Here is a 22,594-nt window from a genome sequence, read left to right as displayed (position 1 = left end):
TGATCATTTGCGGTCGCGCAATACCCGCGCGCCCGTGGTGACCGGGGTGAACGGGGGATTCACATGCCGACCGCCATCGCAGTCACCAGCCCGGATCTGGTGCTGCCCGCCGCCGACCGGCACACGCCGCCGGCCGTGGTGCTGCAGTCCCCCGAGGAGACCCCGCTGGAGGGTTCGCTCGCCGAGATGACGGGCCTGATCGAACGGCACGGCTACGTGGTCGTCGCCGTCTCCAGCGCCCTGCCGGCCGCCGTCACCCGCCGGCTGCACACCGTCCGCGCCATTCTGGAGAGCGACCGGATCGCACTACTGGAGGTCGAACTCCCGCCGCTGGGACTGGCCCTGCTGGTCCGTCAACTGCGCCAGCTGTCCGTCTGCGACTTCAGCCCGGGGGTGCTCGCCGCCGCCGCCCGGCTGCTCACCCACTACATCCACGCGGGCGCCCTGCTCGGCTCGGTCGCCCGGCTGGACCGGATCCCGGTCGGCCTCAAGGCGCACGCCCGGTCCTTCCTGCGCGGCACGCAGTTCGCCGTCCTCGCCAACCCGCGCCCCCACCTCGCCAAGCTGGGGCCGGGCGGGGCCGGGATGCCGCCCGGGCCGGAGTTCACCACCCAGCTCACCTTCGCCCGCGGCCAGCTCACCTCCGAGTGGGTGGCCGCCGAACTGGCCCCCGCCTGGCAGGTCCAGGGGGTGCTGGAGGCCCCGCTGCCGGCCGACTCGGCCGCCTGGTGGGCCACCTCCCGGCTGGTGGAGTTCGCCGCCGCCATCCCGGACGTCTCGGTCCTCTACCAGCTGGTGGCCTCGGTGCGCCGGGCCCGGTGCCACTGGTGCGGGCTCGAACTCATCGGCGACCGCTGCGGATTCTGCGCCGCCCCGGTGGCCCCACCGGTGGCCGCCGTCCCGTAGCGGCGGCCGCACGGCCCCGGCCGGACCCGACCGCCCGCCACCATCGCCCGCGGCCGCCACCGCGACCGACCCGCCCCCGATCACGCCCCGACGACAGACCGACGACCGACCGACGACCGACCGACGACGACCGACCGACCCACGACGACGAGGTAGTCCGGCCCATGAACTCACGCCAGCGACGCGGTGTCATCCTGCTCGTGCTCTCCGTCCTGTGCGCGCTCGCCGCCTTCGCCGGGGTCCTCACCGTGATCGGCGACGTCAACTCCAAGGTCGGCCCGGAGGTGGTGGCCTACCGGGTGCGCGGTGACATAGCGCCCTACACCGAGCTGGAACCGGGCCAGTTCCAGCGGGTCAAGATCCCCAAGCGCTGGCTGCCGGACACCGCCGTCACCGACCTCGCCGAGGTGCGCGGCAAGACCGTGCTGAGCACCCTCCAGGGCGGCTCCCTCCTCCAGCGCGACGCGATCGTGGACCGGCCGGCGCTGAAGGCGGGGGAGCAGGAGATCGCCATCATGATCGACGCCTCCACCGGGGTCGCCGGCAAGATCCGCCCCGGCGACAAGGTCAACATCATCGGCACCTACAAGGCGAAGCGGCAGACCGACCCGGACATCGCCCGGGTGATGGTCACCAACGCGCGGGTGCTCAACGTCGGCAAGCTCACCCCCCTCGACCCCAAGGACGACAGCCGCCAGCGGGACCGGGACGGGGTTCCCATCACCTTCGCCCTGGGCATCAAGGACGCCGAGCGGGTCGCCTTCGCCGAGTCCTTCGCCGTGCACGTCCGCCTGACCCTGCTGGCCCCGGGCACTGAGACGCAGCTGCCCCCGAGCGACCGCACGTACACCCTCGAAGGGGACAAGTGAGGCCCGGATGAGCACCCGTATCCTCCCGGCGGTCGGTGACCCGGACGCCGCCCGCTCCGTCACCGCCGTCCTCGGCCAGCTGGCCGGCGCCGAGCCGCTGCCGCCGGTGGCCGACTCCACCTCGCTGCTCGACCAGCTGGCCCGGCTGGCCGGCGAGTCCCTGGACGAGCTGCCCGAAGTGGTCCTGGTCCACGAGCGGATCGGCCCGGTCCCGGCCCTGGAGCTGATCCGCGAGGTGGCCCTGCGCTTCCCCGCGGTCGGCGTGGTGCTGGTGACCGCCGACACCAGCCCGGGCCTGTTCGCCGCGGCCATGGACTCCGGCGCCCGGGGCCTGGTCGGCCTGCCGCTGTCGTACGAGGAGCTGGCCGCGCGCGTGCAGGCCGCCGCCCAGTGGTCCGTGGGCGTCCGGCGGCACCTGGGGCGCGGCGGGGACGTCTTCACCGGCCCCGGCGGCACGGTGGTGACCGTCAGCGGGGCCAAGGGCGGGGTCGGCACCACCGTGACGGCCGTCCAGCTGGCGCTGGCCGCGGCCGCCTCCGGCCGGCGTACCGCCCTGCTCGACCTCGACCTGCAGGCCGGGGACGTCGCCTCGTACCTGGACGTGCAGTTCCGCCGCTCGGTGGTGGACCTGGCCGGCATCCAGGACATCTCCCCGCGGGTCCTCCAGGACGCGGTCTACGACGACCGCACCGGGCTGGCCCTGCTGCTGGCCCCGGCCGAGGGCGAGCGCGGCGAGGAGGTCACCGACCGGGCCGCCCGGCAGGTGGTCAGCGCCCTGCGCAACCGCTACGAGCTGGTGGTGGTCGACTGCGGCAGCCAGCTCACCGGCGCCGGCGCCGCGGCGATCGAGATGGCCGACACCGCGGTCCTGGTGGTCACCCCGGACGTGGTGGCGGTCCGGGCGGCCAAGCGGACGGTACGGATGTGGGACCGCCTCCAGGTCCGCAAGGCGGAGGAGACGACCGTGGTCGTCAACCGGTACACCAAGCACACCGAGATCCAGCCGGCCCTGATCGAGAAGATCACCAGGACGAAGGTGGCCCGGACCGCGGTCCCGGCGGCCTTCAAGGAGCTCCAGCCGGTGGTCGACGCCGGCCGCCTCCAGGACCTGGACAACCGCTCCACCGTCAAGCAGGCCCTGTGGGGCGTGGCCGGCGAACTGGGGCTGACCCGCCGCCCGGAGGAGGCCGCCGCCGACAACCTGCCGGTCCCGGCCGGCCGGGGCGCCCGGGCCGGCCGCGGCAAGGGCGGCGGCCGCGGCACCCGGAGCGCGGAGCTGGCGCTGCGCGCGGACCGGGGCGCGATCGGCCTCTTCAAGCGGCGCGGCGGCGCGGGCGGCACCGCGGAGGGGGAGGGCTGAGGCGTGGGCTTCTCCCGTGGGAGGCGGGGCCGGCGCGGGCCGGCCGCAGGGATCGGGACCCGGCGCGGGCCGGCCGCGGGGGCCCGGCGCGGGCCGGACCGCCGGCCGCGCGGCGACCGGGGCCAGACCGCCGTCGAGTTCGTCGGGATGTTCCCGATCGTCCTGCTGCTGATCATGGCCGTCTGGGAGTGCGTGGTGATCGGCTACGGCATCTCGCTGGCCGGGAACGCCGCGGACGAGGCGGCCCGGGCCGGCGCGGTCCACGACTCCGACGCGGGCGCCTGCGCCGCCGCTGCCGGCAAGCACATCTCCGGGGCCTGGGACATGAGCGTGGAGTGCGGGGCCGTGGGCGACGTCTACAAGGCCACCGTCGACGTCAAGGTGCCGCTCTTCTACCCCGGCCTGCTCAATTTCGACATGCACCTGCGGGCCACCGGCGGAGCCGCCGTCGAGAAGCGGGAGGACTGACATGCGCAGGATCGGGAAACGCGACCGGGGCCAGGTGGCCATCGAGTACATCGGCTTCGTCCCCATCCTGCTCTTCGTCGGCCTCGCGGGGATCCAACTCGGCTACGTGGCCTACGCGTACGAACAGGCCGGCACCGCCGCCCGGGCCGCGGCCCGTACCGAGGCCCGGCTCGGCCACGGCGGGGACGCGGCGGGCCACGCGGCGGTCAGCGACTTCATGTCGGGGCGGCTGACGCTGTCCCCGAGCGGGGGAGGGGGCTCGGACGCGGTGGGCTTCACCGCCACCATCACCATCCCGGTGATCCTCCCGCTGTTCTCCCCGGACCCCGCCACCCGCAGCGCCACCATGCCCAACGACGACCCGGAGGTGAGCGGACCATGAGCCTGCGCGCCCGTATCACCCGCCCCGATGACCACCACGACGCCCGTGACGACGGGCACCTGGTCGCCTCGTACCGCACCAAGCTCCTCGAGGAGATCGACCTCGCGGAGATGTCCGCGCTGCCCGCCCCCGAGCGCCGGGGCCGGCTCGAGCGGGTGCTGGGCCACATCATCAGCCGCGAGGGCCCGGTGCTCTCCACCGTCGAGCGCGCGCAGCTGATCCGCCGGGTGGTCGACGAGGCCCTGGGGCTCGGCGTCCTCGAACCGCTCCTCCAGGACGCCTCGATCTCCGAGATCATGGTCAACGGACCCGACCACATCTACGTCGAGCGCTCCGGCCGGGTCGAGCAGCTGCCGATCCGCTTCGCCTCCCACGAGCAGCTGATGCAGACCATCGAGCGGATCGTCTCCACCGTCAACCGCCGGGTGGACGAGGCCAATCCGATGGTCGACGCCCGGCTGCCCAGTGGCGAGCGCGTCAACGTCATCATCCCGCCGCTCTCGCTGACCGGCGCCACCCTCACCATCCGCCGCTTCCCCCGCGCCTACACCCTGCGTGAGCTGATCGGCCTCGGGTCGCTCGACGAGCAGATGCTGCTCCTGCTGGCCGGCCTGGTGCAGGCCCGGCTCAACGTCATCGTCTCCGGCGCCACCGGCACCGGCAAGACCACCCTGCTCAACGCCCTCTCCGGGCTGATCCCGGAGGCCGAGCGGATCATCACCATCGAGGACTCGGCCGAACTCCAGCTCCAGCAGGCCCATGTGATCCGGCTGGAGTCCCGGCCGGCGAACGTGGAGGGCAAGGGCCACATCAGCATCCGCGACCTGGTCCGCAACTCCCTGCGCATGCGCCCCGACCGCATCATCGTCGGTGAGGTCCGCGGCGGCGAGACCCTGGACATGCTCCAGGCCATGTCCACCGGCCACGACGGCTCGCTCGCCACCGTGCACGCCAACAGCGCCGAGGACGCGCTGATGCGCCTGCAGACCCTGGCCTCCATGTCGGAGGTCGAGGTGCCCTTCGCCGCCCTCCAGGACCAGATCAACAGCGCCGTGGACGTCATCGTCCAGCTGACCCGGCACGCCGACGGCTCCCGCCGGGTCACCGAGATCGCCTTCCTCGAGTCGCACGGCCGGGAGTCCTTCCGGATCAGCACCGTCTGCCGCTTCCAGGCCCAGCCGATGTCCGCGGACGGGCTGGTGCACGGGCGGTTCGAGTACTACCCGCTGCCGCGCCGGATCGCCGACCGGCTCTACATGAACAACCAGCCGGTCCCGCAGGCCTTCGGGGTCGCCCTGTCCGACGCCCAGCTGACCACCCGCACCGCCACGTAACCCCGTCCGCCGCACCGCCCGTCCGCCGCACCGCCGGGTACGCCGGGAGCCGGGTACACGGAGCCGAAGAGGAAGCCGACCACCGCCATGTCCCACATCGCACTGCTCACGTTGGGCGCGACCCTGCTGGGGTGCGTCCTCGTGGTCATGGGCGTGCACGCCTACACCAGCGGCAGGGCGCAGCGCGCGGCCTTGATCGACCGGCTCTCGGCCACCGGACCGGTCGAGGGGCTGGCCCGCCGGCGCCGCTTCTCCGGTGTGGACCGCCGACTGCGCGGGACCGCCCTCGGCCGCCGCCTGGAGGTGAAGCTGGCCACCACCGGACTCGACCTCACCCCGGGCGAGTTCTTCGTCTCCATGCTCGGCGGGGTGGCGGCCCTCTGGCTGATCGCCGCCTCCCTGCTCGCCGACTTCTTCGGCCCGGTGGCCGCCGTGATCGGGCTCTGGGGGGCCAACGCCTTCCTCAACTGGCAACGCGCCAAGCGCACCGAGAAGTTCATCAACCAGCTCCCCGAGCTGGCCCGCATCCTCGCCAACGCCACCCAGGCGGGCCTGGCGCTGCGTACCGCCATAGGGCTGGCGGCGGAGGAACTGGAGGCGCCCGCGGGCGAGGAGCTGTCCCGGGTCACCCACCGGCTCGCGGTCGGCGACTCGCTGGACGACGCCCTCGGCGAGATGGCCGAGCGGCTGCCCTCCCGGGAACTGGTCGTGCTGGTGACCACGCTGGTGCTGTCCAGCCGCGCGGGCGGCGCGATCGTCGGCTCGCTGCGCAACCTGACGGTCACCCTGGAGCAGCGCAAGGAGACCCGGCGCGAGGTCCGCACGCAACTCTCCCAGGTGACCATGACGGCGTACGTGATCCCGGTGATCGGGGTGGGCTCGCTGCTGCTGGTGGACAAGGTCATGCCCGGGGCGCTGGACCGGATGACCGGGTCGTTCGTCGGGCAGGCGGCGGTGCTGGTGGCCCTGGGGATGTTCGTGGTCGGCTTCGCGCTGATCCGCCGGCTCTCGAAGATCGACGTCTGAGGGGGGACGGCAGATGATCGCAGTGCTCCTCGCCCTGGCCATGGGCCTGTGCGTGTTCGGCGTCCTGCACGGACTGCGGCTGTTCCGCGCGGACGTCAAACTGCCCACGGACCTCGCCCTGGCCCTGGAGGTCGGCGCCACCCGCACCACCGCGGTCGGCTCGGTGGTCGACCGGATGGGCATCCGCTGGGCGCCGGCGGTGCTGCGGCTGATGGGACCGGCCCGGGTCAGCCGCAAGCGCCGCCAGATCGACATGGCCGGCAACCCGGCCGGCCTGACCATCGACCGGTACGCCGCCCGGCGCGCGGTCTACGGGGCGCTGGGCGCGGCCGGCGCCTTCGCCATGCTGGTCAACGGCCAGCTGGTGGCGGCGCTGCTGATGGTGGCCTTCGGGTTCTTCTGGATCGAGGTGGGCCTGTGGTCCGCGATCCGGATCCGCAAGGACCACATCGAGCGCACCCTGCCGGACTTCCTCGACGTGCTCGCGGTGGTGGTCAGCGCGGGCCTGGGCTTCCGCCAGGCGCTGGGCCGGGTGGCGGAGAAGTACGAGGGCCCCTGGTCGGACGAACTGCGCATCACCCTCCAGCAGATGGACATGGGCGTCAGCCGCCGGCAGGCCTTCGACGAGCTGCGGCGGCGCAACGACTCCGAGGCGGTGGCGCAGTTCGTCACCGCCCTCCAGCAAGGCGAGGAGCTGGGCTCCCCGATCGTGGAGACGCTGATCCAGATCGCCGAGGACATGCGCCGCACGGACGCCCAGAACGCCCGCCGCCGGGCCGCCCGCGCGGTCCCCAAGGCCACCTTCGCCGTCACGATGTTCATGCTCCCCGGCACGATGATCCTGCTGGTCTGCGGCTTCGTGTACGGGGCGAACGTCGACTTCGGCGACCTCTTCGGGGGCGGGTGAGCGCGGTGGCGACGGGGTACGGCCCGATCGTGGGGTACGGCGGCGGGCGGACGGGGACACGACGACGGCCGGGCGGGGCGGGCCGGACGGCGGGCCGTGCCGGGGCCGGGGTCGGGGCTGCAGCGGGCGACGGGGCCGGGACCGGGGCAGGCTCGGCGGCGGTCGGCGCGACCGCGACCGGGGCCGGCACCGGCTCGGCGGCGGGTGGCGGCCGGGGCGGCGGGCCGCCGGCGCTGTCCGAGCTGTCGCTCCAGGCCAACGCCCTCCAGGCGCTGTGCCGGCAGGTCTTCGGCTTCCGGCTGGCGATGATCGCGCTCGGCACCCCGCTGGCCCTCGGGCACACCGCGCCCGGGGCCGCCGCCTGGCTGGTCGGCGGCGCGGTGCTGGCCACCTTCATGGGCTCGTACGTCTGCTTCCGGGACTGGGAGCGCTTCGGCCCGCTGCTGCTGCGGCACCGCTGGCTGCTCGCCGTGGACATGGCCCTGAGCACCCTCCTGCTGGTCACCGCCACCCCCGACTCCCCGCTCGGGCTGGTCTCCGTCTGCACCCCGCTGCTGGCCGGGCTGGTCTACGGCTGGCGCGGCTCGGCGGTCTTCGCCGCCCTCCAGGCCGCCATTGTGACCGGCGTCTACGGCGCGGAGCACCGGCTCGCCGACGCCCCCCAGACCGTGGCCCTGCTGCCGGGGCTGTGCCTGCTCGCGGGGGCGGCCGGGGTGTCCCTGCGGCAGCTGATGTTCCGGTTCGGCGCGGCGGGCCGGGCACTGACCGAGACCCGGGCCCGGCTGGCCGTCACTGAGGCGGTGGCCGAGGAACGCGCCCGGCTCGCCCGGGACCTGCACGACTCGGTCGCCAAGACCCTCCACGGCCTGGCCCTGGCCGCCGACCGGATGGCCGCCGAGGCCGGCCGCGCCGACCCGGCGACGGTCCGCGAAGGCGCCGACCTGGTCGCCCGCTCGGCCCGCCGCGCGATCACCGAATCCCGGGAACTCCTGGCGGGGTTGCGGGAGACGGGGGCGGAGGTGGGCGTGGGGCCGGACCTCGACCCGGGGCGGGCGGGCTCGGAGCCGGGGCGGACGGGCTTGGACCCGGGGCAGGCGGACCTCGTCCCGGCCCAGGCGGACCTCGTCCCGGCCCACGCGGGCCCGGACGCGGGGCGGGCGGGCCCGGAGCCGGGGCGGGCGGGCCCGGAGCCGGGCGCCTCGGAACCGGTCGGCCGGGCGGCCGATCCGTGGGACCTGGCCTCCCGGCTGGGCGCCCAGGTCGAGGAGTTCGTCCGCGAGACCGGCACCCCGGCCACCTTCACGGCCGTCGGGGCGCCGCTGCCCGACCTGCCGTACCCGGCCGTCCGCCAGATCCGCGCGGTGGTCGCGGAGGCCCTGGAGAACGCCCGCCGGCACGCCGCCGCCCGCCACGTCGCGGTCACGGCCGAGGTGCTGGCGGCGGACGAGGTGCTGGGAACGGACGGGGTGCTGCGGGCGGACGGAGTGCTGGGGGCGGACGGGGCCCGCGCGGAGGCCGTGCTGCGCATCGCGGTGCGGGACGACGGGCGGGGGCTGCCCGGCGGCGCCGGCCTGGAAGACCTGCGCCGGGCGGGCCGGTTCGGCCTGGTCGGCATGGTGGAACGGGCCGCCGGCATCGGCGCCCGCCTGCACATCGGCGGCCCCCGCACCGCCCCCGGCACCGAGATCCGCCTGGACCTGCCGCTGCCCGTACCCCCCGAGAGGAGGCCGAGCCCATGACCCACGCCACGGACACGGACCCGGACCAGACGCGCCCGACCACCGCCCCGGCCCGGACCGGCCAGGGGCTCCGGCCGCTGCGGGTCCTGGTGGCCGACGACAACCCGGTGGTGCGGGCCGGGCTGGCCTACCTGCTCGGCGGCCGGCCGGACATCGAGGTGGTCGGCGAGGCCGCGGACGGCCGGGAGGCGGTCCGGCTGGCCGCCGAACACCGCCCGGACGTGGTGCTGTTGGACGTCCGGATGCCGGAGCTGGACGGCATCGCGGCCCTCCCGCACCTGGTGCGGATCGCGCCGGTGATGATGCTGACGTACAGCCGGGAGAGCGAGGTCGTCCACACGGCGCTGCGGCTCGGCGCGGACGGCTACCTCGTGCACGGCGAGTTCACCGTCGAGGAACTGGTGAGCGCGGTACGGGACGTCACCGAGGGGCGGCCCCGCTTCACCGCCACCGCCGCCAACGCATTGCTGGCGCAAGCCCGCCGGGACCCCGCGGACCCCGGCCCGCTCCCGGACGGCCTGGGCCGGATCCTCCCGGGCCCCGTCCCACTCTCCGGAATTCCTCGCCAAGGGTCTTCGCAAGCGCAACGACTTGTGGCACAGTCTTCTACCGGAGGGGGCAACCTCCCCTCGTACGGGCTGAGTTCACGGGAGGTGGAGATCATGCAACTCATCACGACCGGAATGAGCAACCAGCAGATCGCCGCCGCGTGCTTCATCAGCGAGAAGACGGTGAAGAACCACATCAACCGCATCTTCGCCAAACTCCACACCGCCAGCCGCGGCGAGGCCATCGCCCTCTGGCTGGGCACGGCCCGCCCGGGGGTGGGCCATGTCTAGCCGCTGGGCCCGCCTCTGGGCCCCTGGACCCTCCCCGGCGGACGGCCCCGGCCCCTATCGTGCGCGGGTCGACAGCACCACCCGCCCGGGAGGGGATTCCGATGCTCAAGACCACGGTCCGCGTACAGGGCTGGACGAACACCGCCATCTCACGCCTCCGCCGCCGCTACACCCCGACCGACCGAGGCCAAACCGCGTTCGAATACCTGGGGATCATCCTGGTGGTCGTGGTGATCATCGGAGCGATCGTGGGCACGGGTATCGGCCAGGACATCACGCAGCGGATCTCGGACGCTGTCCAGGCGGTTACGGCCGGCGAGTAGCCGCCGGACTCGCTCGAGATCGAGGGCAGGCTTTCCCCATCTACATCGGCATGGTGGGGATCCTGCTCCTCGCGGGCCTGGCCTTCTTCGCATTCGGGCTGGCCTCTGCGACTCGCAGCAAAGCCCAAGGTGCCGCGGACGCGGCGGCCCTCGCCGCGGCCGGTGACATGAGAGACCACCTACTGCCCGGTGTCGACCTGATCCATCTTGAGCGGCCCGACTGGGAGCGCCTGCTCGATGGCGAGCTGTTCGACGACCAGGGCTCCTGTGACGCCGGCGACCGGTTCGCTGCGCGCAATGCGTCTCATGTGGAGAGTTGTGAGCGCGCTCTCCTGACGTTCGATCTGACTGTTCAGACCAACGGGACGGTCGGCGAGTCGGTAGTGCCTGGGACCTCTGACCGGCACGCGACGGCCAACGCTTCCGCTGTGATCAAGCCGCGATGTCACCTGGACCCCCTGGACCCCGGGGATGACCCGCCCCCCGGTGGTGGCGATGATGCCGACCCCCAGCCGATCGACATCACGTGTGACGACGGGAGTGCCGTTGTCTTCGATCCGCTGGACCCCGATCCGTGGAAGCGGCTCGCGAGAGCCCTCTTCACCGTACGACTGGTCGACTGATGGCGAACGACACGACAAGGAAGCTGCGCACATGAGCATTCGGTACACGGCGAACGCCCACAGAGGGTTGGCAGCGGCTGCCGTGACGGTTCTTGCCCTCTCGTTGACCGGCTGTGGAAGCGATGACGGTGGAAAGCAGAAAACTGCCGCTCCTTCCGCGAAGTCGCAAACCACCAAGGCGTCTCAAGAGCCATCAGAGGCGACGTCGGCGGAGCCGGACAAAGTGATCGCGACCCTGCAAGGCGCAGACGGTGTGGTCTTCACCATCAACGAGGCGGCTCGTGACGCTGGGGGGTTTCTCACGATCAGCGGCCAGATCAAGAACACGGGCAGCAAGACGTACACCGGAACCGTCCGTTGGCGAGGCAACGAACTCACAGCGAGTGGCCTGTCAATTGCGGGCGCCACTCTGGTCGACACGGTCGGCAAGAAGCGGTACTACGTCCTGCGGGACACGGACGGCAGGTGCCTGTGCACCACGGGCTTGAACAGCTTGAAGCCCGGGGAGGTCGTCCCTGCCTTCGCCCAGTTCCCCGCACCCCCCGACAGCACAACGCAGGTCGGCTTCTCCCTCCCCACCTTCGCCACCGCCACCATCCAGATCTCCGGGTGACCTCATGACGACCAGCCGCCGCGGTCCGAGTCGGGCCACGACACCCCCACGTCTTGCCGTCACGGCCGTCGCCGCGGTGCTCGTGATCGCCGGGGCGAACGTCCTCGGGGCCACGGTCGCGCGGGCCGACGACGACAAGCCGTCCGTGCCGCCGGGCACCGAGGCCAACTCGACCGCTCCCGTGGCGATCGACTCGAACTCGCCCGGGCTCAAGCTGCCCCCCGGCGCCACCCTCGCGCCGGCCAAGGTGCTGGACATCGCCCAGGTCGTCGAGGACCTCGGCGGCGAGCAGCGGCGGCAGGACACCAACGAGTCGGTGATGATGGCGCTCCAGGCCGAGGTGCTGTTCCCCAAGAACAGCGCGGTCCTCAACGCCCAGGCCAGCGACCGCATCAGGGCCATCGCCGACGAGATCAACAAGCAGCACGCCACCAAGGTCCGGGTCTTCGGCTTCACCGACAACCTCGGTACGTACGACCACGGCAAGGTGCTCTCCAAGCAGCGGGCCGACGCCGTGCAGCGGGAGCTGGCCAAGAGCGTGGACCCGGGGATCTCCTTCGACATCCGGGGCTACAGCGAGGACTACCCGATCGCCGACAACGCCACCGAGGAGGGCCGCCGCAAGAACCGCCGCGTCGAGATCACCTTCCCGCGCGGCGAGAGCGGGCAGTAGGACCCGCGGGCCCGGCCCGCGACCGGCCCCGGCCGAGGACCGCCGACCGCCAAGGACCGCGAACGGCCCCGGACCCGCCGGGCGGAGTCGACGAGATCGACTCCGCCCGGCGGCCCCGGGGCCGTCCCGCGTCCGCCGCCGGACTCAGGGGCTGACGCGCTCCACCAGGAAGTCCTCCCAGGTCCGACGCCCCTGGTCGTTGTTCTTCAGGGCCAGGTTGTCGCCCGCCCGGTACGCCTTGCCGGCCTTTCCGGGCATCCGCAGCGGCAGCAGCGGCCGGCGCTTGCCGCGGGCCTCCATGTAGCTGGTGAGCAGGTCCCGCATCGGGTAGACCTTCGGGCCCGCCAGGTCCTTCACCTTGCCCGCCGGGGCGCTCAGGGTCAGTTCCGCGAGGCGGGCCGCGACCTCGCGGGAGTCCACCGGCTGGAACTGCAGGCCGCCCGGGCAGGGCACGACCGGCATCTTGACCATCTTCTCGGCCATGTCCAGGACGATGTCGTGGAACTGGGCCGCGCGCAGCATCGACCAGGGGATCCCGGAGCCGGTGATGATCTTCTCGGCGTCGAGCTGGGTCTTGAACCAGCCGAGCGGCATCGTGTCGGTGCCGATGACGGAGATGTAGACGATGTGCTTGACCCCGGCCCGCTTGGCCGCGTCCACCAGGGTCCGGGCCACCTTGTCGTCACCCTTGTTGGCGCCCGCCAGGTGCAGGACCGTGTCGACGCCCTTGAAGGCGCGGTCGATGCCCTCGCCGGTGAAGAGGTCGACGGCGAAGTACTGGATCCCGTCCGAGGACTCCCGCTGCGTGCGGGCCAGGATCCGGACCTCGCGGCCGGCGGCGCGCAGCATGGGGACGACGTGGCGGCCCAGCCGGCCCGTGCCGCCGGTGACGAGGATGGGTCCGGTGGTGGTCATGGTCTTCTCCGTTTCGTCAGCGTTCGGAAGGCTTGCCCGGGCTCGTAGGGGTTTCCGGGAGTCTCCGTCGGTTCCATCTGGTTCAGCAGTTTTTGTGGTTCTGCCTCACTGACGGATCCCCCGCCGCGGATGTGACACGGCGGCCGAACTTTTTTCCGAAGATCTTTCGGCGGCGGGCGGACCGCAGGCCGGCGGGGCGAATTGACCCATGGAACTGCCCTCTAAATGACCTGCAACGCGGGCCATTTGGCTCATAGGATCATGATCATGGCGACGAACGAGAACACCACCGCCACCACCGCCCAGACCGTCACCGCCCTCGCCCCCGTGCTGACGCGGGCCGCCGAGGCCGAGGTCTGCGCCGACCCGAGCAGCGTGATGACGCTGCTCGCCGACACCGCCGGCTTCACCAGCTACCGCTCGACCTTCGCCGCGGGGGCCGTCGGGGCGCCGGCGCACTTCCACACCAAGGCGACCGAGATCTTCTACGTGATCAGCGGCTCCCTCCAGGTGCTGCTGGGCGAGGAGGTGAAGGTCCTGGAGGCCGGCGACTTCCTGGCCGTCCCGCCGCACACCCCGCACGCCTTCGCCGCCGCGCCCGGCGCCGAGGCGGACGTGCTCTTCCTCTTCACCCCGGGCATGGGCCGCTTCGACTACCTCCGGCTGCTGAACCGCGTGATGCGCGGCGAGGCCGACCCGAAGGAGATCGCCGAGTCGGGCGAGCGCTACGACAACCACTACTGCGACAGCCCGGTCTGGCGCGCCGCCCTCGAAGCCGCCGCCAAGTGACCCGTCCGATCACCCCGGACCGGTACGGCGTGGTCGTCGCAGACCCCGACGGCCACCGCCCGGTCCGCTCAACCCGCAGCCGGTCCTGACCAGGCCTTCCGGAACTCCCCCGGAAGGCCCGGCCGGCCCCGTGACCACTCCGGTGCCGGTACCGCCTCAGCTGGTGGCCGCGCCGTCCAGCAAGGTCTCCGCCATCGTGCGGGCCTGGTGGGCGGGGGTGGGGGAGGGGGTGAGGGCGGCGAGGGTGGTGGCGCCTTCGACCAGGAGGAGGAGCTGGTCGGTGAGGGTGGCGGCCGCGGCGGGGGAGGCGGTCGCGTCCCGGGCCAGGCCGGCCAGGAGGGCGCGCAGCCGCGCCTTGTGGGCCCGGACCACCGCGGCCACCGGCTCGGCGGCCTCGCCCAGCTCCCCGAAGGCGTTCAGGAAGGCGCAGCCGCGGAAGCCCGGCTCGCCGAACCAGTCGGCCAGCCAGTCGAAGACCGCGAGCACCCGCTCCCGCGGCGTCGCGCCGCCCGCCGCTCGGGTCGTCAGCTCCCCGATCCAGCGGTCGTCCCGCCGCTCCAGATAGGCCGCGACCAGGGCCTCCTTCGCGGGGAAGACCCGGTACAGCCGCTTCAGCGGGACCTGTGAGCGCTCCCGGATCCGGTCCATGCCCACGGCCTGCACGCCGTGGGCGTAGAAAAGCTCCTCCGCGGCGTCCAGCAGCAGCGTCCGGACCTCCGCGTCCGTGGCCGGGGCCCGCCCGGGCGTCTTGGGGGCCGCCACCCCGGATGCCGGTGCCCGCCCGGCCGTCGTCCTCGTCCGTTCCATGCACCCAGTATCGCTTGCGCGGAGAACGCGCGTTCTCTAGTGTCGGGGGCAGGCGGGAGAACGACCGTTCTCCCGATCGCCGGAACCGCCCGGTGAGCCGTCCACCGGACCGCCCGCCGGACCGTCCAAGAGGAGACCCGCGCCCATGGCCCCGCAGCCGATCCTCCCGCCGTTCACCGAAGAGAGTGCCCGCGCCAAGGTCCAGGCCGCCGAGGACGCCTGGAACTCCCGCGACCCCGAGCGCGTCGCCCTCGCCTACTCGGAGGACTCGGCCTGGCGCAACCGCGACCGCTTCCTGACCGGCCGCGCCGAGATCCGCGCCTTCCTGCGCGAGAAGTGGCGGCGCGAGCTGGACTACCGGCTCCGCAAGGAGCTCTGGGCCTTCACCGGCAACCGGATCTCGGTCCGCTTCGAGTACGAGTGGCACGACGCGGCCGGCCAGTGGTACCGCAGCCACGGCAACGAACAGTGGGAGTTCGCCGACGACGGCCTGATGCGCCGCCGCGAGGCCAGCATCAACGACGTCCCCATCGAGGAGGCCGACCGCCGGCTCTGACCCCTCCCACGAGGGGTCAGGGCCGCAGCACCACGCAGGTGGTCGTGCCGTGCGCGTACAGCTTGCCGTCCGCCGCGCCGACCACCCGCGCCTCGGCGGTCGCGGTGGTCCGCCCCACGTGCAGCGCGATCCCCTCGCAGCGCAGCGTCGGCGTCCCGGCCAGCACCGGGCGGATCATGTTCACGCCCAGCTGCACGGTCGTGTACGAGGTCCCGGCGGGCAGCCGGGTCATCACGGCCGAGCCCAGCGCCGAGTCGAGCAGCGTGGCCAGGAAGCCGCCGTGCACGGTCCCCATCGGGTTGAGCAGGTGGTCGCCGGGGTCCCCCTCGAAGACCACCCGGCCCTCCTCGGCCTCGGTCAGCCGGAAGCCCAGCGTGCTCATCATCGAGGCCGCGGGCAGCGCGCCCTTCAGGTACGCCTGCAGGATCTCCAGCCCGCTCATCCCCAGGATCTCCGGGGTGAGTTCGGGGCGGCTGTGCCAGGTGTGGGTGCGGGAGCGGTCGCCGGCGGCTGCGTCGTACGCGTTCTGGTGCGTGGTCATGGCACCGACCCTAGGCCCGCCGGGCCCGCCCGGGGGAGTGGCGGATCCGGCACCTTCCGCGCCGATTCCGACAGCCGCCCGCCCTGCCCGCAACGGCCCGCCCCGCGTTACCGTGGCCCGGTGAAAACCGCCGTCCTCGTCCTCGACGGGGTCTTCGACTCCGGCGTCTCGGCCGTGCTGGACGTCCTGCACACCGCCAATGCCCTGCGCGAGGCGCTGCCCGGGGCCCGCCCGCCGGCCTTCGACATCCACACGGTCGGGATCCGCCGCACCGTCCGCACCGGCCTCGGCCACCGCATCGACACCGAGCCCGCCGCGACCGCCGCGGACGCGGAGCTGCTGGTGGTGCCCGCGCTGACGGAGCGCCGCCCGGAGGCGCTGCTGGCGACGGTGGCCGACGCCGCGCACCGCCCGGCCCGCCGGCTGCTCGCCGAGGCCCGGGAGCGCGGCACCCCGCTCGCGTCCTCCTGCACCGGCACCTTCCTGCTGGCCGAGTCCGGGGTGCTGGACGGCCGCCGGGCGACCACCAGTTGGTGGCTGGCGCCGGCCTTCCGGGAGCGGTACCGCGAGGTGACCCTGGACGAGACCCGGATGGTCACCACCTCGGACGGGGTCACCACGGCCGGGGCCGCCTTCGGCCATCTCGACCTGGCGCTGGCGGTCGTCCGGATGCGCAGCCCCGCCCTGGCCGACCTGGTGCGCCGCTACCTGGTGGTGGACGACCGCGCCTCCCAGGCCGCGTACGCGATCCCCAGCGCACTGGCCCGGCACGACCCGCTGGTGGCCGCCTTCGAGGAGTGGGTACGGGCCCGGATCGCGGAGCCGCTGTCGATCGCCGAGGCGGCCCGGGACCTCGGGGTCAGCGAGCGCACCCTCCAGCGCACGGTCGCCCGCACCCTGGGCTGCCCGCCCATCCGGCTGGTCCAGGACCTGCGGGTGGAGCAGGCCGAGCACCTGCTGCGCACCACCGGCCTGCCGTTCGCGACCGTGGCCCGCCGGGTCGGGTACGAGACCCCGGGCGCCCTGCGCACCCTGCTGCGCCGCCGCACCGGAGCGGCCCCCCGTGAGCTGCGCCCGTAGCGCCGTCCCGCCCCCGTGCCCGACCGCACCTGACCGGCCCGGCCCCGCTCCTGTCCGAGCCGCCGGTGGAACCGGCTCGTTCCGGCAACTCCCCTGGCGGATTCTGTCCGTTGGTGGCCGGAATCCGCCCCCGCCGCCGCAGGGCGTAGATGTGACGTGCGCCACTCCCCGAGTGGGGGTCCGGGCCGCCGCCGGGCCGTATGTCCAGGTCGCCGCCACCCCCGGGCGCTCGCCCGGGACGCCCCGTAGATCACCCGGTGACGTTCGATCAGATTCGCGAGGGACGCCATGCGTGTTCGGGTCCGCGCGCCGGGAGAGTGGGCTCACACCGGCGCGAGCCGGTGCCCGCACCCGCTCACCCCCCTGTGAAGAGGATCCATGATCGAAAAAGCGCAGGGTGAGGACGGCCGCAGTCCCGTGGCCCACGCCCCGCTCCCGCTGCCCCTGGAGTTCGAGGCGCTGTACCTCGCCAACCAGGAGGCGTTCCACGAGTACGCCCGGTTCGTGCTCCGCACCGACGACGCCGCGGAGGCGGCCGTGCACCGCGGCTTCCTGGAGATCCTGCGGCACTGGGACAGCCTGCTCCTCGAGAGCAACCTGCACCACCACGTCTGGGCGATCATGCGGCGCACCGTCATCGACGAACTGCTGCTGGACTTCCGGGACGTACTGGCCGGGATGGACAGCGGGAGCGGGCTGTACCGGGCCCTCGGGAAGCTGCCGCAGCGCCAGTTCGACGTGGTCGTCCTGCGGTACATCGCCAAGGTCGACACCAGGCGCATCGCCTGGATCATGGGCATCACCCCCAGCACCGTCGACTACCACTGCCGCAAGGCCCGCGAGCGGCTGGCCCCGGCCCACCGCCGCGCCCTGCAGAAGAAGAAGCCGGAGGAGAGCAAATGAGCACCAGCAGCTGGATAGAACACCTGGCGGCGGCCGCCTCGGCCGGCTGCCCGCCGCGCCGCGCCTTCGACGTCGGGGCCGGCCTCAGACGGCTCGCCCAGGACGCCGGGTACGTCCGGCCGGCCGCGGGGGAGCCGCAGGTCGCAGTGGCCCGGCACCGGCTCTACGAGATAGCCCGCTGGGCGCTCACCCAGACCGGGGCCGCCACCCACGTCGCCGACCTGGCCGGTCTGATAGGGGACGACGGCCCGGACGCGCCGCCGCGGCACTTCGAGGGCTGGCTGGACGTGGACATCGACGGGGTCAACGTCTTCGCCTGCGCCCTCTACCTCGCCAACCACCCCGAGAGCGCACGCTTCTGGTGGCAGCTGGCCGCCGGTGCCGGGCACAGCGGCGCCGCCTACTGCCTGCACCTGCACCACGTCAGCACCGGGGAGAGCCGGGACGCCGACTTCTGGCGCCGGGAGGCGGCCGGCCTGCTGGACCGCTCACCGTCCCCCGACGCCTTCTTCCAGGGGCTGGAGACCTTCGCCCGCTACACCGCCCGGGCCGGCCAGCCGGAGGTGCCCACCGGCGTGCTGGAAGCCGAGTTCGGACGACAGGCGGACCGGCACGACGACGGCGGCCTGGTCTGCCGCCCCGACGCCGGCCTGGCCGACCGGATACTGGAACTCGCCCTGCACCGCTGAACCGCCGGGCCCCGAACCGGCCGGCGTCAGCGGCCGTTCGCGACGGCCCCGTCCCCGTCCGGCCAGAACTTGGCCAGCGCCGCCTCCTTGTACACCCCCGGGGTGACGCTCAGTTCGCCCGCGAAGGGGCGGTCCAGGACCAGGACCAGGAGGAGGCTGAAGCCGATCAGGGTGGCCACCGAGCCCACGAACAACAACTGCATCCGCAGGCTGCGCAGGCCGAAGAGGAAGGTCAGCGCGACGATGACCAGCGCCCCGCCGAAGACCAGCAGCTCGAGCAGGGTGGGCAGCCGGGTGGTCGCCAGGTTGATCCGCTCGCGGCGCTGTCCCACCGCGTCGTTGAGGTGCGAGACGGCCTCCTCGTAGAAGGCCTGCTGGCGTTCGGTGACCGGCTCGTAGGACTGCAGGGCGTCGTAGATCGCCTCGACGTTGCGGCTGGTGGCCGAGTAGTCCGGGGAGCCGTCCCGCATCAGCGGCCACTGCACCTCCACCACCGAGTGGACGTACGTCCCCACGGCCCGGTCGACCGCGGCCTGTTCGGCCGGCGGGAAGGCCCGGCTGCTGCGGACCACCACGGCCAGGTCGGTGGCCTCCGCCGCGACCACCGACTGGGTGTGGTCGAGCTGGGTCCACAGGGTGACGACCACGAAGGCCAGGATGATCCCGTAGATCGCGCCGAACATGCCGAGGACCACCCCGACCATCTCGTTGTGCTCGCCCTGCGCGAGGTGCGGGTACCGCCGCCGTGCGGCGATGCTGCCCGCCACGGCCGCACCGACGATCACCCCGACCATCAGCACGCTCAGCACGAACGTGCCGAAATGATTCAGCAGCCAGAGCGACACCGCCGGCCCTCCCCCTCGCACGGGCCCGGGCCCGTTCCTCGTCCGGCCGCCGCACGCCCGGCGGTCGTGACGCCCGGTCAACGACCGCCGGCGGCCCCGGTCACCGCGGGGGGCGCGGGATCACCCTCCGGGGCAAGGGCGGGGGCCGGTGCGCGGGAGTCGAAGCGCACCGGATGGGTATGCCCATGCCCTACCGACAGGGAGTCCGCGATGCTCAGCCCCTTCCTGCCCGCACCCCGGGTCGCCGGGTGGGCCGGGCCGCCGCCCGCCCGTACCGGGCCGGCGCCCGCGCCGCAGCCGCGCGCGGCCTGCAGCGTGACCTTGCCGGGAGAGCCGCGCAGCGGCCGGCCGGCCCGCGCCGCCGTACGGGCCGCGCTCTGCGCGCAGGCGCTCGACCCGCTCGTCCCCGCGGCCGTCCAGGTCACCGGTGAACTGCTCGCCGCCGCCTGCCACCTGGGCCCCGGCCGGGAGGTGCACCTCGCGCTGCGCTGCCGGGACGGGGAGCTGGACCTGGTGGTGCGCGACGGCGGCCCCCCGGGCGACCCCCGCCGCCGGTCCCTGCTGCGGGTACTGGACGCGGTGGTCCGGGAGTGCGGCGGGCGGTGGGGCTCCGGGGCGGCCCGCGAGCCCGGCGGCGGTACCCGCACCTGGGCGGTGCTGCCCCGCCCGGGCGCCGCCGCGTACGGCCGCCCGTGAGACCTTCGGCCCCCGACGGGTTCCGGAACGCAGGACTTTGGTCCCGGCGGCCAGTGGATTGGCCGCGATTACGGCCAATTGTCATGACAATTCGATGATGACCCGCAACCTCGGCCCCGGCGCCGTCGTCATGGCTAGCGGGAGGCGCGGACCGATGAGGACGATGAGGATGCGGAGTTGCCGATGAAGCTGAAGTACGGGGCCCAGGCCGTGGTGGTGGCATCGGCGCTCGCGCTGAGCGGAGTGGTGTGGGGAGCGGCCGAACTGGTCGCCTCGGAACGGCACGAGCCCACCGCGCCGGTGGCCCGGCCCAAGGACCAGCCGCCCGCCGCGGCCCCGCCCCGGGCGCCGGTGGCCGCGGTCTCGCAGGAGATCGCCCACGCCCCCGAGAGCGGGGACGACGCGGTCAACGTCACCATCGACGACGGGCCGGACCCGGTCTGGACCCCGAAGGTGCTCGACGTGCTGCGGGAGAACGGCGTCAAGGCCGTCTTCTGCATGATCGGCCCGCAGGCCGCCGCCCACCCCGACCTCGTCCGCAAGGTCGTGGCCGAGGGGCACCGGCTGTGCGACCACACCATGTCCCACGACACCGGGATGGACAAGAAGCCGGTGCCGTACCAGCGCAAGGAGATCCTGGACGCCAAGCGGCTGATCGAGCAGGCCGCCGGCGGGACCGCGAAGGTCGAGTACTACCGCGCGCCCGGCGGGGCCTTCACCCCCGACAGCCGCCGGATCGCCGCCGAGGCCGGGATGCGGCCGCTGGGCTGGAACGTCGACTCCGAGGACTACAAGCGGCCCGGCACCCGGGCGATCCTCGCCACCGTGCGGGGAGAACTCCCCACCTCGGGCGGAACGATTCTGTTCCACGACGGCGGCGGCAACCGCGCCCAGACCGTCGCCGCCCTGAACGACATCCTGCCCTGGCTCAAGGAGAAGGGCCGCCCGACCAGCTTCCCCGTCAAGAACTAGCGCACGCGGCTAAAGCATTGGCCGCCCGGCCGGGGGCCGGGGGAGACTGCGGCCATGCCTGATGATCGACTCCCGGACACGATGCCGGATGCCGTGCCCGGCGCTGTGTGTGATGCCGCGCCCGACGCCGCGCGCGATGCCATGACCGACGATTTGCCCGGCGTCGTGCCCGATGCGGGGGCGGGCGGGGTGCCCGGTCCGGCTGCCGGGTTCCTGGACAAGCCCACCCTGGACGGCGAGCGGGTCCTGCTGCGCCCGGTCACCGCGGACGACGTGCCCGCGCTGCTGCCGGCGTTCGCCGATCCCGAGGTGCTGCGGCTGACCGGCAGCCACGACGACGGTTTCGACGAGGCGCGGCTGCGCGAGTGGTACGGCAGCCGCGGCGACCGGCCCGACCGGCTCGACCTCGCCGTGGTGGACAAGGCCACCGGGCGGGTCATCGGCGAGGCGGTGCTCAACGAATGGGACCCGGACAACGCCAGTTGCAGCTTCCGGATCCTCTTCGTGCCCGGCACGTACGGCCGGGGACTGGGGACCGAGGCCACCCGGCTGATCGTCGGCCACGGCTTCGAGCGGATCGGACTGCACCGGATCTCCCTGGAGGTCTACGCCTTCAACCCGCGGGCCCGCCGGGCCTACGAGAAGGCCGGCTTCGTCGCCGAGGGCGTCCTGCGGGACGCGCTGCGCTGGGAGGGCGAGTGGGTGGACGCCACGGTCATGGCGGTGCTGGCCCCGGACTGGTTCCGGCACCGCGGCCGGCCGGCGGCCTGAGCCCAACACGCCCGCGTCCGGCAGTCGGGTGAGGGTCGGACCGGCGGCGGCCGGGCCGGTGTTCCCTGGGGTCACCGGGCGGTGCAGCCGCCCGTCCCGGCCCGCGCACCCTCCCAGGGAGCTCCCCGCATGACCATCGCCCCCGGCCAGCTCAGCGACCCGACCGTGGCCCGCCTCGTCGCCGCGATCAACGCCAACGACAGGGCGGCCTTCACCGGCCTGCTCACCCCCGACGCGACCATGTCGGACGACGGTTCGGAGCGGAACCTCCAGGAGTGGATCGACCGCGAGATCTTCGACGCCGGCGGCCACATGGAGGTCGAGACCGAATCGGACGGCGGCCGGGCCCTGGTGGCCGGCTTCCGCAACGACACCTGGGGCGAGATGCGCACGGCCTGGCGCTTCACGATCACCGATGACGGCCTGATCAGCCACTTCGCAACGGGCCAGGCCTGAGGGGGCCATGGCCCCTGGGCGCTCCCGTACCAGCCTTGCTGTTCTCCGTACCAGCCCCGCTGGGGGCACCTCCCAGCGGTAGCTGGGGGAGTTTGAGGCGCGGGGTCCGGGGCGGAGCCCCGCTGTTTCCTTACCCAGCCTCGCCGGCGTTTGAGGCGACCGTCGCGGCAGCGGCGGTGTGGGGTTCGGGGCGGAGCCCCGCCGTCCCCCTTACCAGCCCCGCCGGCGTTTGAGGCGACCGTCGCGGAGCGGCGGTGTGGGGTTCGGGGCGGAGCCCGGCTGTCCCCCCCCCTTCCAGCCTCGCCGGCGTTTGAGGCGCGGGGGGTCCGGGGGCAGCGCCCACGGTTTCGGGAAGGGGCGGGGTGGGGGTGGCTCCGCGCAGCGGCAAGCGGCGGGGGCCGTCCGTGGTGTGTGGGGCCCCGCGCCCCTTGACAGGGGGTGGCCTGCAGGCCCTGCGGCAGGCCCACCCCTGGGACTTCGCGGCTTCGCCGTGCCCTTCGGGCATCCCAGGC

Annotated in this window: 26 protein-coding genes and 1 pseudogene; 23 read left to right on the top strand and 4 right to left on the bottom strand. The window is 73.6% G+C overall.

Translation table 11 applies throughout. From position 1 onward, the window contains the following. Nucleotides 1-63: 63 nt before the first annotated feature. From AB0O40_RS23450 to AB0O40_RS23385, 14 genes and pseudogenes are all read left to right on the top strand, one after another. On the top strand, nucleotides 64-906 hold the full coding sequence (locus tag AB0O40_RS23450) for a hypothetical protein (protein WP_365044981.1): 843 nt from the start codon (nucleotides 64-66) through the stop codon (nucleotides 904-906). Between the two features lie 164 nt (nucleotides 907-1,070). Then, a complete protein-coding gene (cpaB, locus tag AB0O40_RS23445; protein ID WP_365044978.1) occupies nucleotides 1,071-1,775 on the top strand; it encodes a Flp pilus assembly protein CpaB in 705 nt (234 codons plus the stop codon). A gap of 7 nt (nucleotides 1,776-1,782) precedes the next feature. Further along, nucleotides 1,783-3,135: an AAA family ATPase gene (locus AB0O40_RS23440; RefSeq protein ID WP_365044975.1), complete on the top strand. Its 1,353-nt coding sequence runs from the start codon at nucleotides 1,783-1,785 to the stop codon at nucleotides 3,133-3,135. Nucleotides 3,136-3,186: 51 nt separating this feature from the next. Next, nucleotides 3,187-3,603: a TadE/TadG family type IV pilus assembly protein gene (locus tag AB0O40_RS23435; RefSeq protein WP_365045040.1), complete on the top strand. Its 417-nt coding sequence runs from the start codon at nucleotides 3,187-3,189 to the stop codon at nucleotides 3,601-3,603. Between the two features lies 1 nt (nucleotide 3,604). Further along, on the top strand, nucleotides 3,605-3,985 hold the full coding sequence (locus AB0O40_RS23430) for a TadE/TadG family type IV pilus assembly protein (RefSeq protein ID WP_365044972.1): 381 nt from the start codon (nucleotides 3,605-3,607) through the stop codon (nucleotides 3,983-3,985). After that, complete coding sequence (locus AB0O40_RS23425; protein ID WP_365044969.1) at nucleotides 3,982-5,319, top strand: CpaF family protein; 1,338 nt, start codon at nucleotides 3,982-3,984, stop codon at nucleotides 5,317-5,319. The genes AB0O40_RS23430 and AB0O40_RS23425 overlap by 4 nt, the downstream gene beginning before the upstream one ends. Before the next feature lie 87 nt (nucleotides 5,320-5,406). Continuing rightward, nucleotides 5,407-6,345, top strand: a complete 939-nt coding sequence (locus AB0O40_RS23420; protein ID WP_365044966.1) for a type II secretion system F family protein — start codon at nucleotides 5,407-5,409, stop codon at nucleotides 6,343-6,345. A gap of 16 nt (nucleotides 6,346-6,361) precedes the next feature. After that, entirely contained in the window at nucleotides 6,362-7,252 is an 891-nt protein-coding gene (locus AB0O40_RS23415; RefSeq protein WP_365045037.1) for a DUF5936 domain-containing protein, read from the top strand. A 5-nt stretch (nucleotides 7,253-7,257) separates the two neighbouring features. Next, the gene (locus AB0O40_RS23410; protein WP_365044963.1) at nucleotides 7,258-8,991 is read left to right on the top strand and encodes a histidine kinase; all 1,734 of its coding nucleotides are present in this window, start codon (nucleotides 7,258-7,260) and stop codon (nucleotides 8,989-8,991) included. Further along, nucleotides 8,988-9,830 carry a response regulator transcription factor gene (locus AB0O40_RS23405; protein WP_365044960.1) on the top strand — a complete coding sequence of 281 codons (843 nt, stop codon included), beginning with the start codon at nucleotides 8,988-8,990 and terminating at the stop codon, nucleotides 9,828-9,830. Before AB0O40_RS23410 ends, AB0O40_RS23405 begins: the two co-directional genes overlap by 4 nt. A 101-nt stretch (nucleotides 9,831-9,931) precedes the next feature. After that, on the top strand, nucleotides 9,932-10,153 hold the full coding sequence (locus AB0O40_RS23400; protein WP_365044957.1) for a hypothetical protein: 222 nt from the start codon (nucleotides 9,932-9,934) through the stop codon (nucleotides 10,151-10,153). 35 nt (nucleotides 10,154-10,188) lie between these two features. Further along, nucleotides 10,189-10,776 (top strand): annotated as a pseudogene (locus AB0O40_RS23395) (pilus assembly protein TadG-related protein); the annotation flags it as partial. Nucleotides 10,777-10,807: 31 nt separating this feature from the next. Continuing rightward, complete coding sequence (locus AB0O40_RS23390) at nucleotides 10,808-11,389, top strand: hypothetical protein (RefSeq protein ID WP_365044954.1); 582 nt, start codon at nucleotides 10,808-10,810, stop codon at nucleotides 11,387-11,389. A 4-nt stretch (nucleotides 11,390-11,393) separates the two neighbouring features. Continuing rightward, nucleotides 11,394-12,062 carry an OmpA family protein gene (locus AB0O40_RS23385; protein WP_365044951.1) on the top strand — a complete coding sequence of 223 codons (669 nt, stop codon included), beginning with the start codon at nucleotides 11,394-11,396 and terminating at the stop codon, nucleotides 12,060-12,062. 144 nt (nucleotides 12,063-12,206) lie between these two features. On the opposite strand, the gene AB0O40_RS23380 is transcribed toward AB0O40_RS23385, so the two are convergent. Beyond that, nucleotides 12,207-12,977 carry an NAD(P)H-binding protein gene (locus tag AB0O40_RS23380; RefSeq protein WP_365044949.1) on the bottom strand — a complete coding sequence of 257 codons (771 nt, stop codon included), beginning with the start codon at nucleotides 12,975-12,977 and terminating at the stop codon, nucleotides 12,207-12,209. A gap of 267 nt (nucleotides 12,978-13,244) precedes the next feature. On the opposite strand from AB0O40_RS23380, the gene AB0O40_RS23375 reads away from it, so the two are divergent. Further along, nucleotides 13,245-13,766, top strand: a complete 522-nt coding sequence (locus AB0O40_RS23375) for a cupin domain-containing protein (protein ID WP_365044946.1) — start codon at nucleotides 13,245-13,247, stop codon at nucleotides 13,764-13,766. A 156-nt stretch (nucleotides 13,767-13,922) separates the two neighbouring features. On the opposite strand, the gene AB0O40_RS23370 is transcribed toward AB0O40_RS23375, so the two are convergent. Continuing rightward, a complete protein-coding gene (locus tag AB0O40_RS23370; protein WP_365044944.1) occupies nucleotides 13,923-14,573 on the bottom strand; it encodes a TetR/AcrR family transcriptional regulator in 651 nt (216 codons plus the stop codon). 145 nt (nucleotides 14,574-14,718) lie between these two features. Between AB0O40_RS23370 and AB0O40_RS23365 the strand changes: the two genes are divergently transcribed. Further along, nucleotides 14,719-15,129 carry a nuclear transport factor 2 family protein gene (locus AB0O40_RS23365; RefSeq protein WP_365044941.1) on the top strand — a complete coding sequence of 137 codons (411 nt, stop codon included), beginning with the start codon at nucleotides 14,719-14,721 and terminating at the stop codon, nucleotides 15,127-15,129. Nucleotides 15,130-15,145: 16 nt separating this feature from the next. Here AB0O40_RS23365 and AB0O40_RS23360 read toward each other — a convergent pair whose 3' ends face one another. After that, on the bottom strand, nucleotides 15,146-15,670 hold the full coding sequence (locus AB0O40_RS23360) for a PaaI family thioesterase (RefSeq protein WP_365044938.1): 525 nt from the start codon (nucleotides 15,668-15,670) through the stop codon (nucleotides 15,146-15,148). Nucleotides 15,671-15,790: 120 nt separating this feature from the next. On the opposite strand from AB0O40_RS23360, the gene AB0O40_RS23355 reads away from it, so the two are divergent. The 3 genes from AB0O40_RS23355 to AB0O40_RS23345 all read left to right on the top strand — a co-directional run bounded on the left by AB0O40_RS23355 (nucleotide 15,791) and on the right by AB0O40_RS23345 (nucleotide 18,342). Further along, nucleotides 15,791-16,750 carry a helix-turn-helix domain-containing protein gene (locus tag AB0O40_RS23355; protein WP_365044935.1) on the top strand — a complete coding sequence of 320 codons (960 nt, stop codon included), beginning with the start codon at nucleotides 15,791-15,793 and terminating at the stop codon, nucleotides 16,748-16,750. A 378-nt stretch (nucleotides 16,751-17,128) separates the two neighbouring features. Then, a complete protein-coding gene (locus AB0O40_RS23350) occupies nucleotides 17,129-17,653 on the top strand; it encodes a sigma-70 family RNA polymerase sigma factor (RefSeq protein WP_365044932.1) in 525 nt (174 codons plus the stop codon). Beyond that, nucleotides 17,650-18,342: a hypothetical protein gene (locus tag AB0O40_RS23345; RefSeq protein ID WP_365044929.1), complete on the top strand. Its 693-nt coding sequence runs from the start codon at nucleotides 17,650-17,652 to the stop codon at nucleotides 18,340-18,342. Before AB0O40_RS23350 ends, AB0O40_RS23345 begins: the two co-directional genes overlap by 4 nt. A gap of 26 nt (nucleotides 18,343-18,368) precedes the next feature. On the opposite strand, the gene AB0O40_RS23340 is transcribed toward AB0O40_RS23345, so the two are convergent. After that, on the bottom strand, nucleotides 18,369-19,187 hold the full coding sequence (locus AB0O40_RS23340) for a DUF4239 domain-containing protein (protein ID WP_365044926.1): 819 nt from the start codon (nucleotides 19,185-19,187) through the stop codon (nucleotides 18,369-18,371). 210 nt (nucleotides 19,188-19,397) lie between these two features. On the opposite strand from AB0O40_RS23340, the gene AB0O40_RS23335 reads away from it, so the two are divergent. The 4 genes from AB0O40_RS23335 (at nucleotide 19,398) to AB0O40_RS23320 (ending at nucleotide 22,082) form a co-directional block, all read left to right on the top strand. Beyond that, nucleotides 19,398-19,883 carry an ATP-binding protein gene (locus tag AB0O40_RS23335; RefSeq protein WP_365044923.1) on the top strand — a complete coding sequence of 162 codons (486 nt, stop codon included), beginning with the start codon at nucleotides 19,398-19,400 and terminating at the stop codon, nucleotides 19,881-19,883. 183 nt (nucleotides 19,884-20,066) lie between these two features. After that, the gene (locus AB0O40_RS23330; RefSeq protein ID WP_365044920.1) at nucleotides 20,067-20,855 is read left to right on the top strand and encodes a polysaccharide deacetylase family protein; all 789 of its coding nucleotides are present in this window, start codon (nucleotides 20,067-20,069) and stop codon (nucleotides 20,853-20,855) included. Between the two features lie 213 nt (nucleotides 20,856-21,068). Then, complete coding sequence (locus tag AB0O40_RS23325) at nucleotides 21,069-21,626, top strand: GNAT family protein (protein ID WP_365045034.1); 558 nt, start codon at nucleotides 21,069-21,071, stop codon at nucleotides 21,624-21,626. Between the two features lie 129 nt (nucleotides 21,627-21,755). Then, nucleotides 21,756-22,082, top strand: coding sequence for a nuclear transport factor 2 family protein (locus AB0O40_RS23320; RefSeq protein WP_365044917.1), 327 nt, complete (start codon nucleotides 21,756-21,758; stop codon nucleotides 22,080-22,082). The last annotated feature ends 512 nt before the right edge of the window (nucleotides 22,083-22,594 follow it).

Origin of the sequence: Streptomyces sp. NPDC089919, assembly GCF_040684615.1 — a bacterium.
In the GTDB taxonomy this organism is placed as follows: Bacteria; Actinomycetota; Actinomycetes; order Streptomycetales; family Streptomycetaceae; genus Streptomyces.
The sequence above is the reverse complement of the archived record's forward strand: the minus strand, read 5'-3'. Positions and strand labels throughout refer to the sequence as shown.